Source organism: Streptomyces sp. NPDC040432 (genome assembly GCF_055595445.1).
Window position 1 is genome coordinate 1 of the sequence record NZ_JBVIVP010000004.1, and the last position, 15,073, is coordinate 15,073.

A 15,073-nucleotide genomic window follows, 5' to 3' on the forward strand; every position below is an offset into this window, starting at 1 on the left:
CCCGGTCAGGCTCCGCCGTGCCCGGTCAGGCTCCGCCGTGCCCGGTCAGGCTCCGCCGTGCCCGGTCAGGCTCCGCCGTGCCCGGTCAGGCTCCGCCGTGCCCGGTCAGGCTCCGTCCGGCAGTCCCCGCGCCCGGTCCAGGAAGCCGAGCGCCGCCCGCAGGTCCTCCGGGCGGCGGTAGTGGACGCCCGTCATCCCCAGCGCCTCGGCCGCCTCGACGTTCTCCCGCCGGTCGTCCACGAACAGGCACCGGCCCGGCGCCGCCCCGGCCCGCGCGACCGCGATCTCGTAGATCTCCCGGTCCGGCTTGGCCACGCCCACGCGGGCGCTGCTGACGACGTGGTCGGCGAGGCCGGTCAGACCCATCGACTCCAGGTCGTCCTCCAGGTCCACGGTCGCGTTCGTCACCAGGACCAGCGTGAGCCCTGCCGCACGCGCCTCCCGCAGCGCGCCGACCGTCGCGTCGTCCGCCGAGAACGGGGCCGTGGCCAGCGCCGAGGCCAGCTCGTGCGCCAGCTCCGCGGGTACGCCGTGCGAGCCGGTCAGGCCCTCGGTGACGGACTCCACCCATTGGGCCGGGGTGATCCGGCCGCGCATCAGCGGCCCGTCCCGCTCCGGCGCGAACGCGACCCCGGCGGTGGTGCCCTCGGGGAGCCCGGAGCGGCGTTCCAGCCCGGTCAGGCGCGTGGAGTCGTAGAAGCGGATCACGTTGTCGACGTCGCACAACACTGCGTCGTAGGGCCGGGCCGTACCGAGGTCTTCGGAGATCGTCACCCGCCCTGCCTACCACGGACCGGTCGAACCTCAGCCGAGCGGGGCCTGCTGGAGGGGGACCGGGCGGGCGGCCGGCTCCGGTTCCGGGTCGACGGCCGGCTGCGGCACCGGGTCGACGGCCGGCTGCGGGTCCATGCGGACCTGCGGCAGCGGGGCGACGGGCAGGCCGAGGCCCATGACGCCGCAGGCGGCCTCCGGGACGGAGTACGGCAGGTGCAGTCGGCCCTCCGCCGTCCACAGGCCGGTACCGCCCAGCCAGCCCGTCGGCGCGCCGAGCCGGAAGACGTGCCGGTCGGCGGGGCGCCATAGGGCGAGGCCGGTCTCACCCACGCGCAGTGCGACCCCGCAGTTCTCCGGCATCAGGACCTGGCCCGGCTGGACCGCGAAGGGGGTCGCCCCCTCCTCCAGTCGCAGGCACTCGGGGAAGCGGACGGGCCGGGCGCTGCCCAGCACCCCCCAGCCGAGCCGCGGTTCGCCCGGGGCGTCCGAGCGGATCACCAGCAGCCCGCTGTCGGGGGCGGCCAGCAGCAGCCGGTCGTCGCTGTCCTCGGAGATCTGGAGCAGCGGGCTGACCGCTCCGGCCAGGTCCACGGCGACGGTTTTGGTGCGGCCGTCCAGTTCGCGGTCCAGCGCGAGCAGCCGGCCCGCCCGGTCCAGCCAGACGCCGCCCGAGCAGAGGCCCGGGACCTGGGCGACCCGCTGCGGCCCGGAGGGGTTCCCGGCGACCTGCCAGACGGTGCTGTCCTCGGGGCCCACCGCCAGGGCGTAGGCGCAGGCGCCGTCGGGTGACGGGGGCAGCAGCGCGACCCGTACCCCCTCCTGCGCGGGGACGGAGCCCAGGACGAGCTCCCCGGTGCGGGGGGCCGCCTCCGTGCCTGTGGGATACAACAGGGCGAAGACGTGCCGGTCGGCGACCCGGCGGTGGATCAGCACCCGCCCGTCGGCCAGCGGCAGCACCTCGCTGTCGGCTTCCTCCGGCTGCGCGAGCGGCAACGGCACCGCGTACGCCTCCGGCCCGGCCAGCGTCCAGCGTTCCGGGTAGCGCGCCTCCCCCTCACCGGCCAGCCGCGCGGCGTAGGCGCCGTCGGCGGTGATCGTGAACGGGTCGGTCCTCGTGATCTCGATGGCGCAGACAGTCATCCGGGCCGTCACCTCCGCTGAGGAAGCTAGTTTCGTACCCCCTGCCGAACCACACGACGCAGCAGGCTTCACACGTACGGGTGGCCACGGGGCGGTTCGCCCTCGGAAGACAGCACGATTGTGCTGTTGCATATCGGGGCGATTGGGATACCGGCGCGTTCACGTGTGCCCCTCCCGACCCCGTGGTGCTCCCGGAGCCCGACGGGAACGGCGGCCGGCCGGTGGCGTTCCGGGGCGGCGCACCCCCGCCGGCCGGGCCCGGAGCGACCCGGAGACGAAGGGGGGCCCGAAAAAGGGGCGGTAGCCTTGGCCTGTGCCCCGTCTCTCTGAAGTCATCGCCGCGCTGGACGCTCTCTGGCCCCCCTCGCGGGCCGAGCAGTGGGACGCGGTCGGAACCGTGTGCGGCGACCCCGACGCCGAGGTCACCCGCGTCCTGTTCGCCGTGGACCCGGTCCAGGAGATCGCCGACGAGGCGGTGAAGCTGGGCGCCGACCTGATCGTCACCCACCACCCCCTCTACCTGCGCGGGACCACGACCGTCGAGGCGGGCACCTTCAAGGGCCGCGTCGTGCACACGCTGATCAGGAACGACATCGCGCTGCACGTCGCCCACACCAACGCCGACACCGCCGACCCCGGCGTGTCCGACGCCCTGGCCGGCGCCCTCGACCTGCGGATCACCGGCCCCCTCGTACCCGATCCCACCGACCCGACGGGCCGCCGGGGCCTCGGCCGGATCTGCGAACTGGACCACCCCGAGACCCTGCGCGAGTTCGCCGCCCGCGCCGCCGCCAGGCTCCCGCACACCGCGCAGGGCATCCGCACCGCGGGCGACCCCGACGCCGTCATCCGTACCGTCGCCGTCAGCGGCGGCTCCGGCGACAGCCTCTTCGGGCAGGTCCGCGCCGCCGGCGTGGACGCCTTCCTCACCGCCGACCTGCGGCACCACCCGGTGTCCGAGGCGCGCGAGCAGAGCCCGCTCGCCCTCGTCGACGCCGCCCACTGGGCCACCGAGTGGCCTTGGTGCGAGCAGGCCGCCGCCCAGCTCGACGCGATCTCCGAGCGCCACGGATGGGGTCTGCGGACCCACGTCTCGCGCACGGTCACCGACCCGTGGACGGCGCACGCGCCGTCCGTCACACCCCCTTCTCACTCAGGAGCCCCCAACTGAACGCCGAGCCCGCCGACCAGATCCGACTTCTCGACGTCCAGGCCCTGGACGTGCGGCTGTCGCAGCTCGCCCACAAGCGCAAGTCGCTGCCCGAGCACGCCGAGGTCGACTCCCTGACCAAGGACCTCAGCCAGCAGCGCGACCTGCTCGTCGCCGCCCGGACCCAGGCCGGCGACGCCGCCCGCGAGCAGACCAAGGCCGAGCAGGACGTCGACCAGGTGCGCCAGCGGGCCGCCCGCGACCAGCAGCGCCTCGACACCGGCGTCGGCATCTCGGCCCGTGACCTCGCCAACCTGCAGAGCGAGGTCGTCTCCCTCGCCAAGCGGCAGGGCGACCTGGAGGACGTCGTCCTGGAGGTCATGGAGCGCCTGGAGGCCGCCCAGGAGCGCGTCACCGGCCTGACCGAGCGCGTCGCCGCCCTGGAGGCCAAGCTGACCGACGCCACCGCGCGCCGCGACGCCGCCACCGGTGAGCTCGACGACGAGGCCGCCAAGATCTCCAAGGACCGCGAGGTCATCGTCGGCTCCATGCCGGACGCCCTCATGGCCCTGTACGAGAAGATCCGCGTCAAGCAGGGCGGTGTCGGTGCCGCCCGCCTGTACCAGCGCCGCTGCGAGGGCTGCCGGCTGGAGCTCGACATGGCGGAGATCAACGAGATCAAGGCCGCGGCCCGGGACCAGGTCGTCCGGCACGAGAACTGCGGACGCATCCTCGTCCGTGCGGCGGACTCGGGCATCTGATGCCGCACTTCGTCGTCGAGGCGGACGGCGGATCCCGGGGGAACCCGGGGCCCGCCGGCTACGGCGCGGTCGTCCTGGACCCGGCGACGGGCGAGACGCTGGCCGAACGCGGCGAGTTCATCGGCGTCGCGACCAACAACGTCGCCGAGTACAAGGGCCTCATCGCCGGCCTGAAGGCGGCGCGCGAGCTGGCGCCCGACGCCACGGTCAGGGTCCGGATGGACTCCAAGCTGGTCGTCGAGCAGATGTCGGGGCGCTGGAAGATCAAGCACCCGGACATGAAGCCGCTCGCCGCCGAGGCCGCGAAGGTCCTGCCGCGCGCCCAGGTCACCTACGAGTGGATCCCGCGCGAGCGCAACAAGCACGCGGACCGGCTCGCCAACGAGGCGATGGACGCGGGCAAGCGCGGCAAGCAGTGGGAGCCCTCCGCCTCCACGGCCGTTTTCGCCGCGCCCGCGGCCCCCTCGGGACCCCCCGGCGACGCGGCGAAGGGTGCCGCGGCCGTCCGCGCCGCCCTGGCCTCCGGCGGCGGTACGGGTCGTGCCCGCACGGCCGACACCGCCGCGGCGCACTCCGTCGCGACCGGCCCCCGGCAGACCGACACCCTGTTCGGCGACGAGGCCGCCCCGCACGTCACCGCGGAGACCGGCACCACCGCGCACCCGGACCCGACCGGCGCGGTCGGTACCGCGCCCGCCACCCCGGCCCCGGTCGAGGAGCAGCGGCCGGGGAACTCCGCCGCGGGCACCGGAACCGGCTGGGGCCCCGACATGGGTGCCCCGGCCACGTTCGTGCTGCTGCGGCACGGCGAGACGGCCCTCACCCCGCAGAAGCGGTTCTCCGGCAGCGGCGGCACCGACCCCGAGCTGTCGCCGGCGGGCCGCCGGCAGGCCGAGGCCGTCGCCGTCGCGCTGGCCGCGCGGGGCACCGTCCAGGCCGTCGTCAGCTCGCCGTTGCGCCGCTGCCGGGAGACGGCCCAGGCCGTCGCGGACCGTCTCGGGCTGCCCGTCACCGTCGAGGAAGGGCTCCGCGAGACCGACTTCGGCGCCTGGGAGGGGCTGACCTTCGCCGAGGTGCGCGAACGGTTCCCGGACGACCTCCAGGCATGGCTGGACTCCCCGAAGGCGGCCCCCACGGGCGGCGGCGAGAGCTTCGCGACCGTCACCCGCCGGGTCTCCGCCACCCGCGACCGGCTCCTCGCCGCACACGCGGGCCGCACGGTCCTGCTGGTCACGCACGTGACCCCGGTCAAGACCCTGGTCCGCCTCGCCCTGGGAGCCCCGCCGGAAGCCCTGTTCAGGATGGAGCTCTCCGCGGCCTCCCTGTCGGCGGTCGCCTACTACGCCGACGGCAACGCCTCGGTCCGCCTCCTGAACGACACCGCGCACCTGCGCTGAGCGCGCGGGCCCGCGAACGACGAGAACCCCCGCCGCAGCGGCGGGGGTTCTCGTGCGTGCGCCGTCGGGCGCGAAGTGGAGTACGGCAGACGAGCCGGCCTGTACGCCGGGTTCTGTCGCCCGGAGACCTCGCGGTCGCCGGGGAGACGGCCATCCATCTAGGACCGGCGTTGCCACCGGTCTCGTGCGGTCTACCCGCGAACATCGGGCGGGCAGCCCTCGATCGTCCGCGCAGACCCGTCCGGGGACGGATCCTCTTGACCTTGCTCCGGGTGGGGTTTACCTAGCCGCCTGAGTCACCTCAGGCGCTGGTGGTCTCTTACACCACCGTTTCACCCTTACCGAGGACCGAGGTCCCCGGCGGTCTGTTTTCTGTGGCACTGTCCCGCGGGTCACCCCGGGTGGCCGTTAGCCACCACCCTGCCCTGTGGAGCCCGGACGTTCCTCGGCGGGATCCGGGGACCCCGACGCGGCCGCCCGGCCGACTCGTCTGTCGTGCCGACCATGCTACCGGCTGTCCGTGGCGACTTGACCTTGCCGCAGCGTCAGGGTTTCTACTGAGGGGCATGCGGATCGGAGAGATCGCCGTGCTCGTCGGGGTCACCACCCGGGCGATCCGGCACTACCACCATGTCGGGCTGCTCCCGGAACCGGAGCGGCGCCCCAACGGATACCGGGCCTACACCGTGCGCGACGCCGTGCTGCTGGCCCGCGTGCGCCGGCTCACGGAACTCGGACTGAGCCTCGACGAGGTGCGCGACGTCCTCGCGGACGACGCCGGGCGCGAACTGTCCGACGTCCTGCGGGAACTCGACGCCGACCTCGCCCGGCAGGAGGCCGAACTGGCCGAACGCCGACGCCGGCTGGGGGTCCTGCTCGCCGCCGGCCCCGGCGAGGGCGAACCCGTCTCGCCCGCCCTCGCCGCGCTGCTGGCCCAGGCACCGCCGACCGACTCGGCCGCGGCCGCCAAGGACCGCGAGCACCTGACCCTGCTCGACGGAGTGGGCGCCGGGGGAGAGGCCGTCTACGCGGCCCTCGGGCGGATCGCCGCCGACCCGAAGGTCCTCGAACTCTACGAACGGCTCGACGAGCTCGAAGGGGCCGCCGCGGACGACCCCCGGATCGGACCGCTCGCCGACGCCCTGGTCGCCGTCGTCCCCGAGGACGTGTTCGCGACCATCCCCACCGACGGGGTCGTCGTGGAGGGCTTCAAGGAGGCGTTGCTCGCCGACTACGCCCCGGCCCAGGCCGAGGTCGTCCGCCGGGTCATGGACGCCTTCGCCCGGCACATGGGCGGGGGCGGGTCGCGATGAACGCCCTTCGCGCGGCCCGCATGGCGGCTGCCGCCGTCGTACCTGGCGAGCTGCTCCTCGTCGTCTGTGTGGCCTCCGGGGTCCGGCTGCCCGGCTGGGCCGCGGTGACCGCCGAGGCGCTCGTCCTGGGGGTGCTGCTGCTGGAGGCGTGGGTCCTGCGCTCCCTGTACGCGGCCGCCCGCGCCCGCGGTGCCACACCGGCCGGGGCGCGCCGGGAGGCGGTGCGGGCCGTGGTGCCGGTCGCCGTACGCCGCCTGCTGCTGCACGAGCTGCGCGCGGCGGCCTCGCTGGGCCGGTGGGTGCTGCGCCGCGAGCACGGGGTCGGACCCGGCGACGTCGTCGCCGCCTACACCGGACCGCAGACGGCGATGATGTACGGCCTGGTCTTCGTGTCGGTGGTCGAGACCGTCGCGCTGGCCTTCCTCATCCCCTGGCCGGCCGTGCACCGGGTGGTGCTGGTGCTCGACGTGTACGGGGTCCTGCTGGTGCTGGCCCTGCACGCCGCCTGCGTGACCCGGCCGCACGTGGTGCGCCCCGACGGATCGCTGCGGATCCGGTACGGGGCCCTGTTCGACCTCACCGTCCCGGCGGACGCCGTGGCCTCGGCCCGCGTCGACCGCCGCTACCCGGAAGGCCGGTTGATCAAGCTGTCCGACGCCGGGAACGGGGACGGCGACGGGGACGGCGCCGGCTGTGGCGAGGTGCTCGACCTGATCGTCGGGAGCCAGACCACGGTGACCCTGGAGCTGAACCGCCCGCTGGAATTCCGCCGCCCGCTCGGCGCCCGCGCCCGAGCCCGGACGATCCGCTTCCATGCGGACGACCCCCGCGCGCTGGTCGCCGCACTGCGGTAGCGCGGCGGGCCGGTTCAGGCGGGGGCGAACAGGACCTTCGCGGTACCCGGGTCGGCCTCCGTCAGGCGGACCCGGATGCGGGCGCCGAGCGGCAGGTCGTCGGAGGGGGACTCCACCCGGCCGACGACCGCCGGGTCCTCCAGGTGGACGGTGCCCACCCGGGGTTCGTGCTCCTTGACGTCGATGACCGTCGCCTCGAACGTCTCCCCGACGCGGTCCTTGAGGACGGCCGCCTCGACGAGGTCCACGCAGGCGCGTTCCACCGCGTTGGCCGTGCGGGTGCCCCCGGCCATCTCCCGGGGCAGCGCCGCCAGCGCGTCGGTGGCCCACCGAGGGGGCTCGGTCCCGGCCGACGCCGCCACACACAGCTCGCCGGCGTACCGGTCGGCGAGCCGACGCAGCGGCGCGGTGCAGTGCGCGTACGGGGCGGCGACGGCCGCGTGCACGGCCGGGTCGGGGATGTCGCCGTCGGTGAACACGGTGTACCCGGCGCCGCGGAGCAGCGTCGTGCACTCCTGGAGGAAGGCGGCGTGGGCCGGCAGCCGCGGGTCGAGGGAGCGTACGAGGCGTGCGTACGGCACGTGGTGCGGCCAGTCGATCCGCAGGGCCTGCGCCGCACGCCGCAACCGGCCGACCGAGCCGTCCGGGGCGGCGGGCAGGGTGCGCAGGATCCCCGTGCCGGAGGCCAGCATGAGGTCGGCGGCGGCCATGCCGGTCATCAGGGAGATCTGCGCGTTCCAGGCCTCCGCGGGCAGCGGGGCCCGGTAGACCAGCCCGTAGGCGCCCCCGCGCTCGGTGATCTCCTGTTCGGGGACGTTCAGCGAGATGCCGCCGCGTTCGGTCTCCAGCGTCTCGCGGAGCCTGCCGATCTCCTTCAGCAGGATCAGGGAGGCGTCGGCGGTGCCGGTGTCGAGGGCCTTCTGCACGCCGTCGTAGTCGAGGCGGGCGCGGCTGCGGACCAGGGCCCGGCGGACCTCGGTGGTCCCGACGCGTCCCTCGGCGTCCAGGTCGAACCGCCACAGGAGGGCCGGTCGGGTCCGGTCGGGGAGCAGGCTGCCCGCGTCCTCGGAGATCACCGGCGGGTGCAGGGGGACCTTCCCGTCGGGGAAGTAGAGCGTGGTGACGCGACGGTGGGCCTCCGCGTCGAGGGCGCCGCCGGGGGTGACGAACGCGGCGACGTCGGCGATGGCGTAGTGGACGCGGTAGCCGCCGCCGGTCCGCGCCGCGAGGTGCATGGCCTGGTCGAGGTCGACGGATCCGCGCGGGTCGATGGTGAAGAGGGGGATGTCGGTGGCGTCGAGGGACGGCAGCCGGGGGGCGGCGGCGGCCCGCTCGGCCTCGGCGAGGACCGCGGTCGGGAACTCCTCGGGCACGCCCAGACGGGTGCGCAGGGCGCACAGCGCGGCCCGCAGGGCAGCCCCGTCGGTGCCGGTGATGTGCATGAGGCGGCGTGGCATGGACCCGAGCCTAGGCCTTTTCATCCGTAAAAGGGTGATCTATTCCCTCGTCCCGGGCGGTCCTGCCGTCCCCCGGGCGGGTCCGGGGCGGACGCCGCGCCGTCTACCCTGGCTCGGGGGCCGCACCCCCCTGCGCCGCGTCGTACTGAAGGAGAACCACCGTGCTCGTGCTGCTGCCGCCCTCCGAGGGAAAGGCCGCCGGCGGCTCCGGCGCACCGCTCGACCCGAGTTCCCTGTCCCTGCCGGGGCTGGCCGCCGCGCGCGCGGCGGTGCTGGAGGAGCTGGTCGAGCTGTGCTCCGCGGACGAGCTGAAGGCCCGTGAGGTCCTCGGGCTCAGCGAGGGCCTGCGGGGCGAGGTCGCGAAGAACGCCGGGCTGCTGTCCGCGCCCGCCCTCCCGGCCGGGGAGATCTACACCGGGGTCCTCTACGACGCCCTCGGTCTCGCCGACCTGCCCGCCGCCGCCCGCGCCGAGGCCGACCGCTCGCTGCTGGTCTTCTCCGGACTGTGGGGCGCGGTCCGGGTGACCGACCGGATCCCCTCGTACCGCTGCTCGATGGGCGTCAAGCTGCCGGGGCTGGGCGCGTTGGGCGCGTACTGGCGCACCCCGATGGCGGACGCGCTGCCGGAGGCGGCGGGCGACGGGCTGGTCCTCGACCTGCGGTCCTCGGCGTACACGAGCGCCTGGAAGCCGAAGGGCGCGGCGGCCGGACGCACGGCCGGCGTCCGGGTGCTGCACTCGCAGATCGTGGACGGGGTGGAGAAGCGTTCGGTGGTCAGCCACTTCAACAAGGCCACCAAGGGCCGCCTGGTGCGTGACCTGCTGCTGGCGGGAGCGGCCCCGGCCGACCCCGCCGAGCTGGTCACCGCCCTGCGCGACCTCGGTTACACGGTGGAGGCCGAGGCCCCCGCCAAGGCGGGCCGAGCCTGGTCGCTGGACGTGGTCGTGACGCAGATCCACTGAGGCGGGCGCCCGCCGGGACGGCCGCACGGTCGGGCGGTCCGGGGCGACGCGCCCCGCACCGCCCGAGGGCGGAACACCCCCTGGGGCCTGTCGTCGAACTCCCGTCTGCCTCGCGGCCGCCCTCCGGGCGACGACGGGACTGTGACGACAGGCCCTAGCGGCCCAGTGGCCAGGCCACCGCGGCCGGGGTGTGTCCGGCCTCGCCCGCGTACTGGGCGCAGGCGTCGGTCAGGGTCTCCAGCAGGGTCAGGGGGTCCGGGAGCGGGTGGCTCACGTCGCGCAGCCAGCTCACCGAGAGGTCGCCCGGCAGGGTGGACGGGGGGACCAGGACGTAGCTGCCCCGGCAGTGCCAGCGCAGGCCCGGGTGCTCGTCCATCGTCTCGGGGTGGCAGTCCAGTTCGCAGGGCCACCATTCGTCCTCGTCCTCCGGCGTACCGCGGGTCGCCGTGAAGAAGAGCATCCGGGCCTGTTCGCCCGTACCGGCCGATTCGGCGACGGGGCCGACCTCGATCCCGGCTGCCAGCAGGCGCTCCAAGGCGCCGCGGCCCGCTTCCAGCGGCACGTCCAGGACGTCGTGGACCATGCCCGTCGCGGTGATGAAGTTGGCCTGGGGCTGGTTGCGCGCCCAGCGTTCGATCTGCGCCCGGTCGGTGGTCGACTGCGTCTGCCAGGCGAAGGAGACGGGGTGTCGTGCGGGGGTCGGACAGCCGACGCGGTCGCACGAACATCGGTATCCGGCGGGATGGGCGGCCGGTGAGATCGGGAGGCCCGCGGCGGCCACGGCCAGGAGCAGCGCCTCGCGTTCCCTGCCGGGGTCTTCGGGAGCCGGTTTCGAGCGGCGGCGCAGCCACTGGGAAATCCTGCTCTGCTCGCCGCGTTTGACGCGGCCGGACTCAGACCCCATCTATCCCCTCACCTCACCGTTGCCCCGGCGGACTTTCCCCATGGTCCCACCATCCTGCGGTCCGGGTGACCGCACCCCTCGATCCGGGGCCCCTCGGACCGGCCCGATCCGGCCGCGCGTTCCCGGCCGATCCGGCCCACGGCCCGCCCGCCCCGGGCCGGGCCGCCCCGGGGCCGTGACCTATCCCACGGTGCCGGGCCTCGGCTCCGGGCTCCCGTCGGGTCCGCCGACCGACCGCAGCACCGCGTCCACGAGGGCGTCGGCGTAGGCGTGGGTCAGCGGCGCGGTCCGCATCAGCCAGCGGTACGTGAACGGCCCGAGCAGCATCTCCACCGTCAGCCGCAGATCGGTGTCGGGGGCGATCAGTCCGGCGTCCCGCGCCGACCGCAGCCGCGCCTCGTACAGGGCGAGCTGCGGTTCGAGGAGCTGTTCGGTGAACCGGGCGCCCAGTTCCGGGTCGGTCGCCCCGGCGGCGGTCAGGGCGCGCGCTGGTGCCTCGTACTTCTCGTCGTTGAACTCGTCCACCGTCGCCCGCAGCACGAACTTCAGGTCGGCGGCGAGGTCACCGGTGTCGGGGAAGCCGGCCCACTGCGCGTCGTCCCCGGCGTCCCCGGCCAGTGCGAGCGAGGCGTCCAGCAGGACGGCCGCCTTCGAGGGCCACCAGCGGTAGATGGTCTGTTTGCCCACGCCGGCGCGGGCGGCGATGGCCTCGATGGTCAGCTTGTTGTAGCCGACCTCCCCGACCAGCGCGAGGGCGGCGTCGAGGATGGCGCGCCGCGAGCGGTCGCTGCGGCGGGTGGCGTCGGGAGTCTTGCTCATGCGGTCCAACGTACCAATTCGAGACGTCTCGTCTTTTGGTGATTCGCTGAACCACCCGGTCAGTTCACTGCGCGGTTCCCCCGGAGGAGAGACGATTCCTTCACACAACGCACGCCTCGTGAGTTCGCAGTCGTGAGGAGCCTTCTTTGCGCAGAGACGCCACACCCCGGCGCTACCTGATGTGCCCACCGGCACACTTCAAGGTCACGTATTCCATCAACCCGTGGATGGACCCCACGAAACCGGTGGACCTCCCCCTGGCACAGGCCCAGTGGGAGGACCTCAGGGACCGCTACCGCGCCCTCGGGCACACCGTCGAGACCCTCGTCCCGCACCCCGACCTGCCCGACATGGTCTACGCGGCCAACGGGGCCCTCGTCGTCGACGGCCGGGTGCTCGGAGCCAGGTTCGCCCATCCGGAACGCACCGCCGAGGCGGGGATCCACCTCGACTGGTTCCGGTCGAACGGCTTCCGGGACGTCCACGAGCCGTCCCACGTCAACGAGGGCGAGGGCGACTTCGCCGTCACCGCCTCCTACATCCTCGCCGGCCGGGGCTTCCGCTCCAGCCCCCTCTCGCACGACGAGGCCCAGGAGTTCTTCGGTCGCCCCGTCATCGGCCTCGACCTGGTGGACCCGCGGTTCTACCACCTGGACACGGCCCTGTGCGTGCTCGACGGCGACGAGATCATGTACCACCCGCAGGCCTTCTCGCCGGGGAGCCGGGCCGTGCTGCGCCGGCTCTTCCCGGACGCCCTGCTCGTGGACACCCCGGACGCCGAGGCCTTCGGGCTGAACTCCGTCTCGGACGGCCTGCACGTCCTGCTCCCGCAGGCGGCGGTCGGACTGCTCGCACCGCTGCGCGAGCGCGGCTTCGAGCCCGTCCCGATGGACCTCGGCGAACTGCTCAAGGGCGGCGGCAGCGTGAAGTGCTGCACGCAGGAACTGAGGCCCGCGCCCCCCGAGGAGGACTGAGCACCCGGCGGGGTCCGCGGACGTACGGCTCCCCGGAGCCCGCAGGGCCCTACCGGTCCTGCGGGTCCCCGGCCCCGGCCGGCGGCCACCCGTGGCCCCAGTCGGCGTTCCGCGCGGCCTTGTAGAGGTCGCCGTGGCGCTTGGTCACGGTGGCCCGCGTCAGGCCCTGTTCCAGGGGGCCGCACAGTTCCAGCTGGACGAGCCCCTTCCGGATCTGCGGCCTCCGCGTGATCCGGGAGGGGACCGGCGTCGCCGGGAACCGGGTCGCGGCGACGTAGCTGAACTTCTCGTCCTCGTACGCGAGGGAGCCGCCCTTGACCTGCCGGTGCAGGGAGGAACGGCTGACCCGGGTCGAGAAGTGGCACCAGTCCTGCCCGACGCCGATCGGGCAGGTCCCGTCGTGCGGGCAGGGCGCCGCCACCTTCAGGCCGGCCTCGATCAGCTGCTCGCGGGCCTCCCGGATGCGCAGGTACCCCTCGGGTGTGCCCGGCTCGACCAGGACGACGGCCTGCCCGGCGCGGGCCGCCTCCGCCACGACGGCCCGCCGGGCCGGCTCCGTCAGCTCGCCGAGCACGTACGACACGGTCACCAGGTCGGCGTCGGGCAGGGCGATGCCGCTCCCGATGACGGCCCGGCGCCACTCGGCGCCGCGCAGCACCTCGGAGGAGGAACGGCCCGCCAGCTCCCTGCCGAGGGCCAGTGCCGGTTCCGCCCAGTCCAGTACGGAGGTGGTCCGGGGACCGTCCCAGGTGGCGTCGACCGCCCAGGTCGCGGCGCCCGTCCCGCCGCCCACGTCCACGTGCGAGGCGGGAGCCCACTGCGGCGCCGCCCCGGCCAGCCCGTCCAGGGCGGACCGAACGGCCTCGAAGGTGGCCGGCATCCGGTACGCCGCGTACGCCGCCACGTCGGAACGGTCGCGCAGCACGGGGGTGTCGGTCGGGATCGTGCCCCGGTAGTTGGAGATCAGCCGCTCGACGGCGGCCGTGGCCTGCTTCGGCGGGAGCCCGTCGAGCAGTCCGGCCAGCGCGGACCTGAGGGTTTCGGCGGTGGTCGGGGCGGAGGCGGGGACGGAGACGTTCACCCGGGAAGTTTACGGCGCCCCGAGGGGCCGCCCGGCATCAGTGGCACGGTGCCCCGACGGACGCGGGCGGTACGGTCACCCGCGCCGCCCGCACGGGCTCAGCCCGCGGTGGCCATCGGGCTCCGGGGCCGCCACGGTCGGCACATCCCGAAGAAGAAGGCCGCCGACAGCAGCGAACAGGCGAGCTGGACCACCGCCATCGGCACTGCCGTGTCCTCGCCCGCGATCCCGACCAGCGGCGAGGCGACGGCCCCGACGAGGAACGAGGAGGTGCCCAGCAGGGCCGAGGCCGATCCGGCCGCGTGCGGGGTCCGCATCAGGGCCTGCGCGTTGGTGTTCGGCAGCAGCAGGCCCATCGCCGACATCAGGACGAACAGGGCGGTGGCGACCGGGAACAGCCCGACCTCCCCGAACACCCCGGTCGACATCAGCAGCAGTGCCACGGACGCGACGGTGATGATCCCGATCCCGGCGGCCAGCGCCTTGTCCAGGCTGACCCGGCCGACCAGCAGCTTTCCGTTGATCTGGCCGACGATGATCAGCCCGACGGAGTTCACGCCGAACAGCAGGCTGAAGGCCTGCGGGGAGGCCCCGTAGATCTCCTGCACCACGAACGGCGAGGCGGATATGTAGGAGAAGAGCACCGCGAAGGCGAAGCCGCCCGTGAGGGTGTACCCGGCGAAGACCCGGTCGCCGAGCAGGCCGCGCATGGTCCGCAGGGCCGCGCCCACGCCCCCGGTCTGGCGCCGCTCGGGCGGCAGCGTCTCGTCGAGGGTGCGCCAGACGACCGCGGTGAGCGCGGCGCCGACGACGGTCAGCACGACGAAGACCCCCCGCCAGTCGGCGAACCGCAGCACCTGGCCGCCGATCAGCGGCGCGACGATCGGGGCGGCCCCGGAGATCAGCATCAGTGTGGAGAAGAACCGGGCCATCTCGACCCCGTCGTACAGGTCGCGCACCACCGCCCGCGCGATGACGATGGCGGCCGCCCCGGCCAGGCCCTGGAGCAGCCGGAAGCCGATCAGCAGTTCGGCCGTCGGGGCCAGGGCGCAGATCGCGGTGGCGAGGACGTAGACGATCATGCCGATCAGCAGGGGCCTGCGGCGGCCCCACTTGTCGCTCATCGGTCCGATCACCAACTGCCCCAGCGCCATGCCGGCGAGGCAGGAGGTGAGGGTGAGCTGGACGGTCGCGGCCGGGCTGTTCAGGGCGGTGGTGACCTCCGGCAGCGCCGGCAGGTACATGTCCATGGACAGCGGGGGGAGGGCGGTGAGCCCGCCGAGGACGAAGGTGACGAGCAGGCCGGTGCGCCGTGCGGCCGCCAGGGGTGCGGGGGCGGCGCCTGCTTCCGGGACGCCGACGGCGGCGTTGGCGGCGGCGGGGTTCGGTGCGGGGGCGGCGGATGTTTCGGGGGACGGCTCGGGCGACGACCCGTGCGAGGGGGCCGTCGAGGGGCCTCTCTCCGACATGCGGAACTCCAGTCTTTT

Annotated in this window: 14 protein-coding genes and 1 other RNA gene; 7 read left to right on the forward strand and 8 right to left on the reverse strand. The window is 74.4% G+C overall.

Translation table 11 applies throughout. From position 1 onward, the window contains the following. Positions 1-105 precede the first annotated feature (105 nt). Both ACZ58N_RS10290 and ACZ58N_RS10295 read right to left on the reverse strand, forming a co-directional pair. Positions 106-774 carry an HAD family hydrolase gene (locus tag ACZ58N_RS10290; RefSeq protein ID WP_471157597.1) on the reverse strand — a complete coding sequence of 223 codons (669 nt, stop codon included), beginning with the start codon at positions 772-774 and terminating at the stop codon, positions 106-108. 30 nt (positions 775-804) lie between these two features. After that, the gene (locus tag ACZ58N_RS10295; protein WP_471157599.1) at positions 805-1,914 is read right to left on the reverse strand and encodes a hypothetical protein; all 1,110 of its coding nucleotides are present in this window, start codon (positions 1,912-1,914) and stop codon (positions 805-807) included. Between the two features lie 313 nt (positions 1,915-2,227). On the opposite strand from ACZ58N_RS10295, the gene ACZ58N_RS10300 reads away from it, so the two are divergent. From ACZ58N_RS10300 to ACZ58N_RS10310, 3 genes are read left to right on the forward strand one after another with little or no spacing between them, the layout of a single operon-like run. Further along, positions 2,228-3,085 carry a Nif3-like dinuclear metal center hexameric protein gene (locus ACZ58N_RS10300; protein ID WP_471157600.1) on the forward strand — a complete coding sequence of 286 codons (858 nt, stop codon included), beginning with the start codon at positions 2,228-2,230 and terminating at the stop codon, positions 3,083-3,085. Beyond that, a complete protein-coding gene (locus ACZ58N_RS10305; RefSeq protein WP_471158275.1) occupies positions 3,082-3,825 on the forward strand; it encodes a zinc ribbon domain-containing protein in 744 nt (247 codons plus the stop codon). Before ACZ58N_RS10300 ends, ACZ58N_RS10305 begins: the two co-directional genes overlap by 4 nt. Next, positions 3,825-5,222: a bifunctional RNase H/acid phosphatase gene (locus tag ACZ58N_RS10310; protein ID WP_471157601.1), complete on the forward strand. Its 1,398-nt coding sequence runs from the start codon at positions 3,825-3,827 to the stop codon at positions 5,220-5,222. Before ACZ58N_RS10305 ends, ACZ58N_RS10310 begins: the two co-directional genes overlap by 1 nt. A gap of 86 nt (positions 5,223-5,308) precedes the next feature. Here ACZ58N_RS10310 and rnpB read toward each other — a convergent pair. Then, positions 5,309-5,711, reverse strand: an RNA gene (gene rnpB, locus ACZ58N_RS10315) — RNase P RNA component class A. A gap of 77 nt (positions 5,712-5,788) precedes the next feature. Between rnpB and ACZ58N_RS10320 the strand changes: the two genes are divergently transcribed. Then, the gene (locus tag ACZ58N_RS10320) at positions 5,789-6,535 is read left to right on the forward strand and encodes a MerR family transcriptional regulator (protein WP_471157602.1); all 747 of its coding nucleotides are present in this window, start codon (positions 5,789-5,791) and stop codon (positions 6,533-6,535) included. Further along, complete coding sequence (locus ACZ58N_RS10325) at positions 6,532-7,389, forward strand: hypothetical protein (protein ID WP_471157603.1); 858 nt, start codon at positions 6,532-6,534, stop codon at positions 7,387-7,389. Before ACZ58N_RS10320 ends, ACZ58N_RS10325 begins: the two co-directional genes overlap by 4 nt. A 14-nt stretch (positions 7,390-7,403) precedes the next feature. Here the strand turns inward: ACZ58N_RS10325 and ACZ58N_RS10330 are convergent, their stop codons facing one another. After that, entirely contained in the window at positions 7,404-8,846 is a 1,443-nt protein-coding gene (locus ACZ58N_RS10330) for an RNB domain-containing ribonuclease (RefSeq protein ID WP_471157605.1), read from the reverse strand. Positions 8,847-9,007: 161 nt separating this feature from the next. Between ACZ58N_RS10330 and yaaA the strand changes: the two genes are divergently transcribed. Beyond that, positions 9,008-9,808, forward strand: coding sequence for a peroxide stress protein YaaA (yaaA, locus tag ACZ58N_RS10335; RefSeq protein ID WP_471157606.1), 801 nt, complete (start codon positions 9,008-9,010; stop codon positions 9,806-9,808). A 154-nt stretch (positions 9,809-9,962) separates the two neighbouring features. Here yaaA and ACZ58N_RS10340 read toward each other — a convergent pair whose 3' ends face one another. After that, positions 9,963-10,712, reverse strand: coding sequence for a bifunctional DNA primase/polymerase (locus tag ACZ58N_RS10340; protein WP_389710983.1), 750 nt, complete (start codon positions 10,710-10,712; stop codon positions 9,963-9,965). Between the two features lie 180 nt (positions 10,713-10,892). Further along, on the reverse strand, positions 10,893-11,531 hold the full coding sequence (locus ACZ58N_RS10345) for a TetR/AcrR family transcriptional regulator (protein ID WP_471157607.1): 639 nt from the start codon (positions 11,529-11,531) through the stop codon (positions 10,893-10,895). A 146-nt stretch (positions 11,532-11,677) separates the two neighbouring features. Here ACZ58N_RS10345 and ddaH point away from each other — a divergent pair, with 146 nt between their 5' ends. Continuing rightward, positions 11,678-12,505, forward strand: a complete 828-nt coding sequence (gene ddaH, locus ACZ58N_RS10350) for a dimethylargininase (RefSeq protein WP_471157608.1) — start codon at positions 11,678-11,680, stop codon at positions 12,503-12,505. Between the two features lie 49 nt (positions 12,506-12,554). Here the strand turns inward: ddaH and ACZ58N_RS10355 are convergent, their stop codons facing one another. After that, on the reverse strand, positions 12,555-13,586 hold the full coding sequence (locus tag ACZ58N_RS10355) for a small ribosomal subunit Rsm22 family protein (protein WP_471157610.1): 1,032 nt from the start codon (positions 13,584-13,586) through the stop codon (positions 12,555-12,557). Positions 13,587-13,684: 98 nt separating this feature from the next. Next, entirely contained in the window at positions 13,685-15,055 is a 1,371-nt protein-coding gene (locus ACZ58N_RS10360; RefSeq protein ID WP_471157612.1) for a multidrug effflux MFS transporter, read from the reverse strand. Positions 15,056-15,073 lie beyond the last annotated feature (18 nt).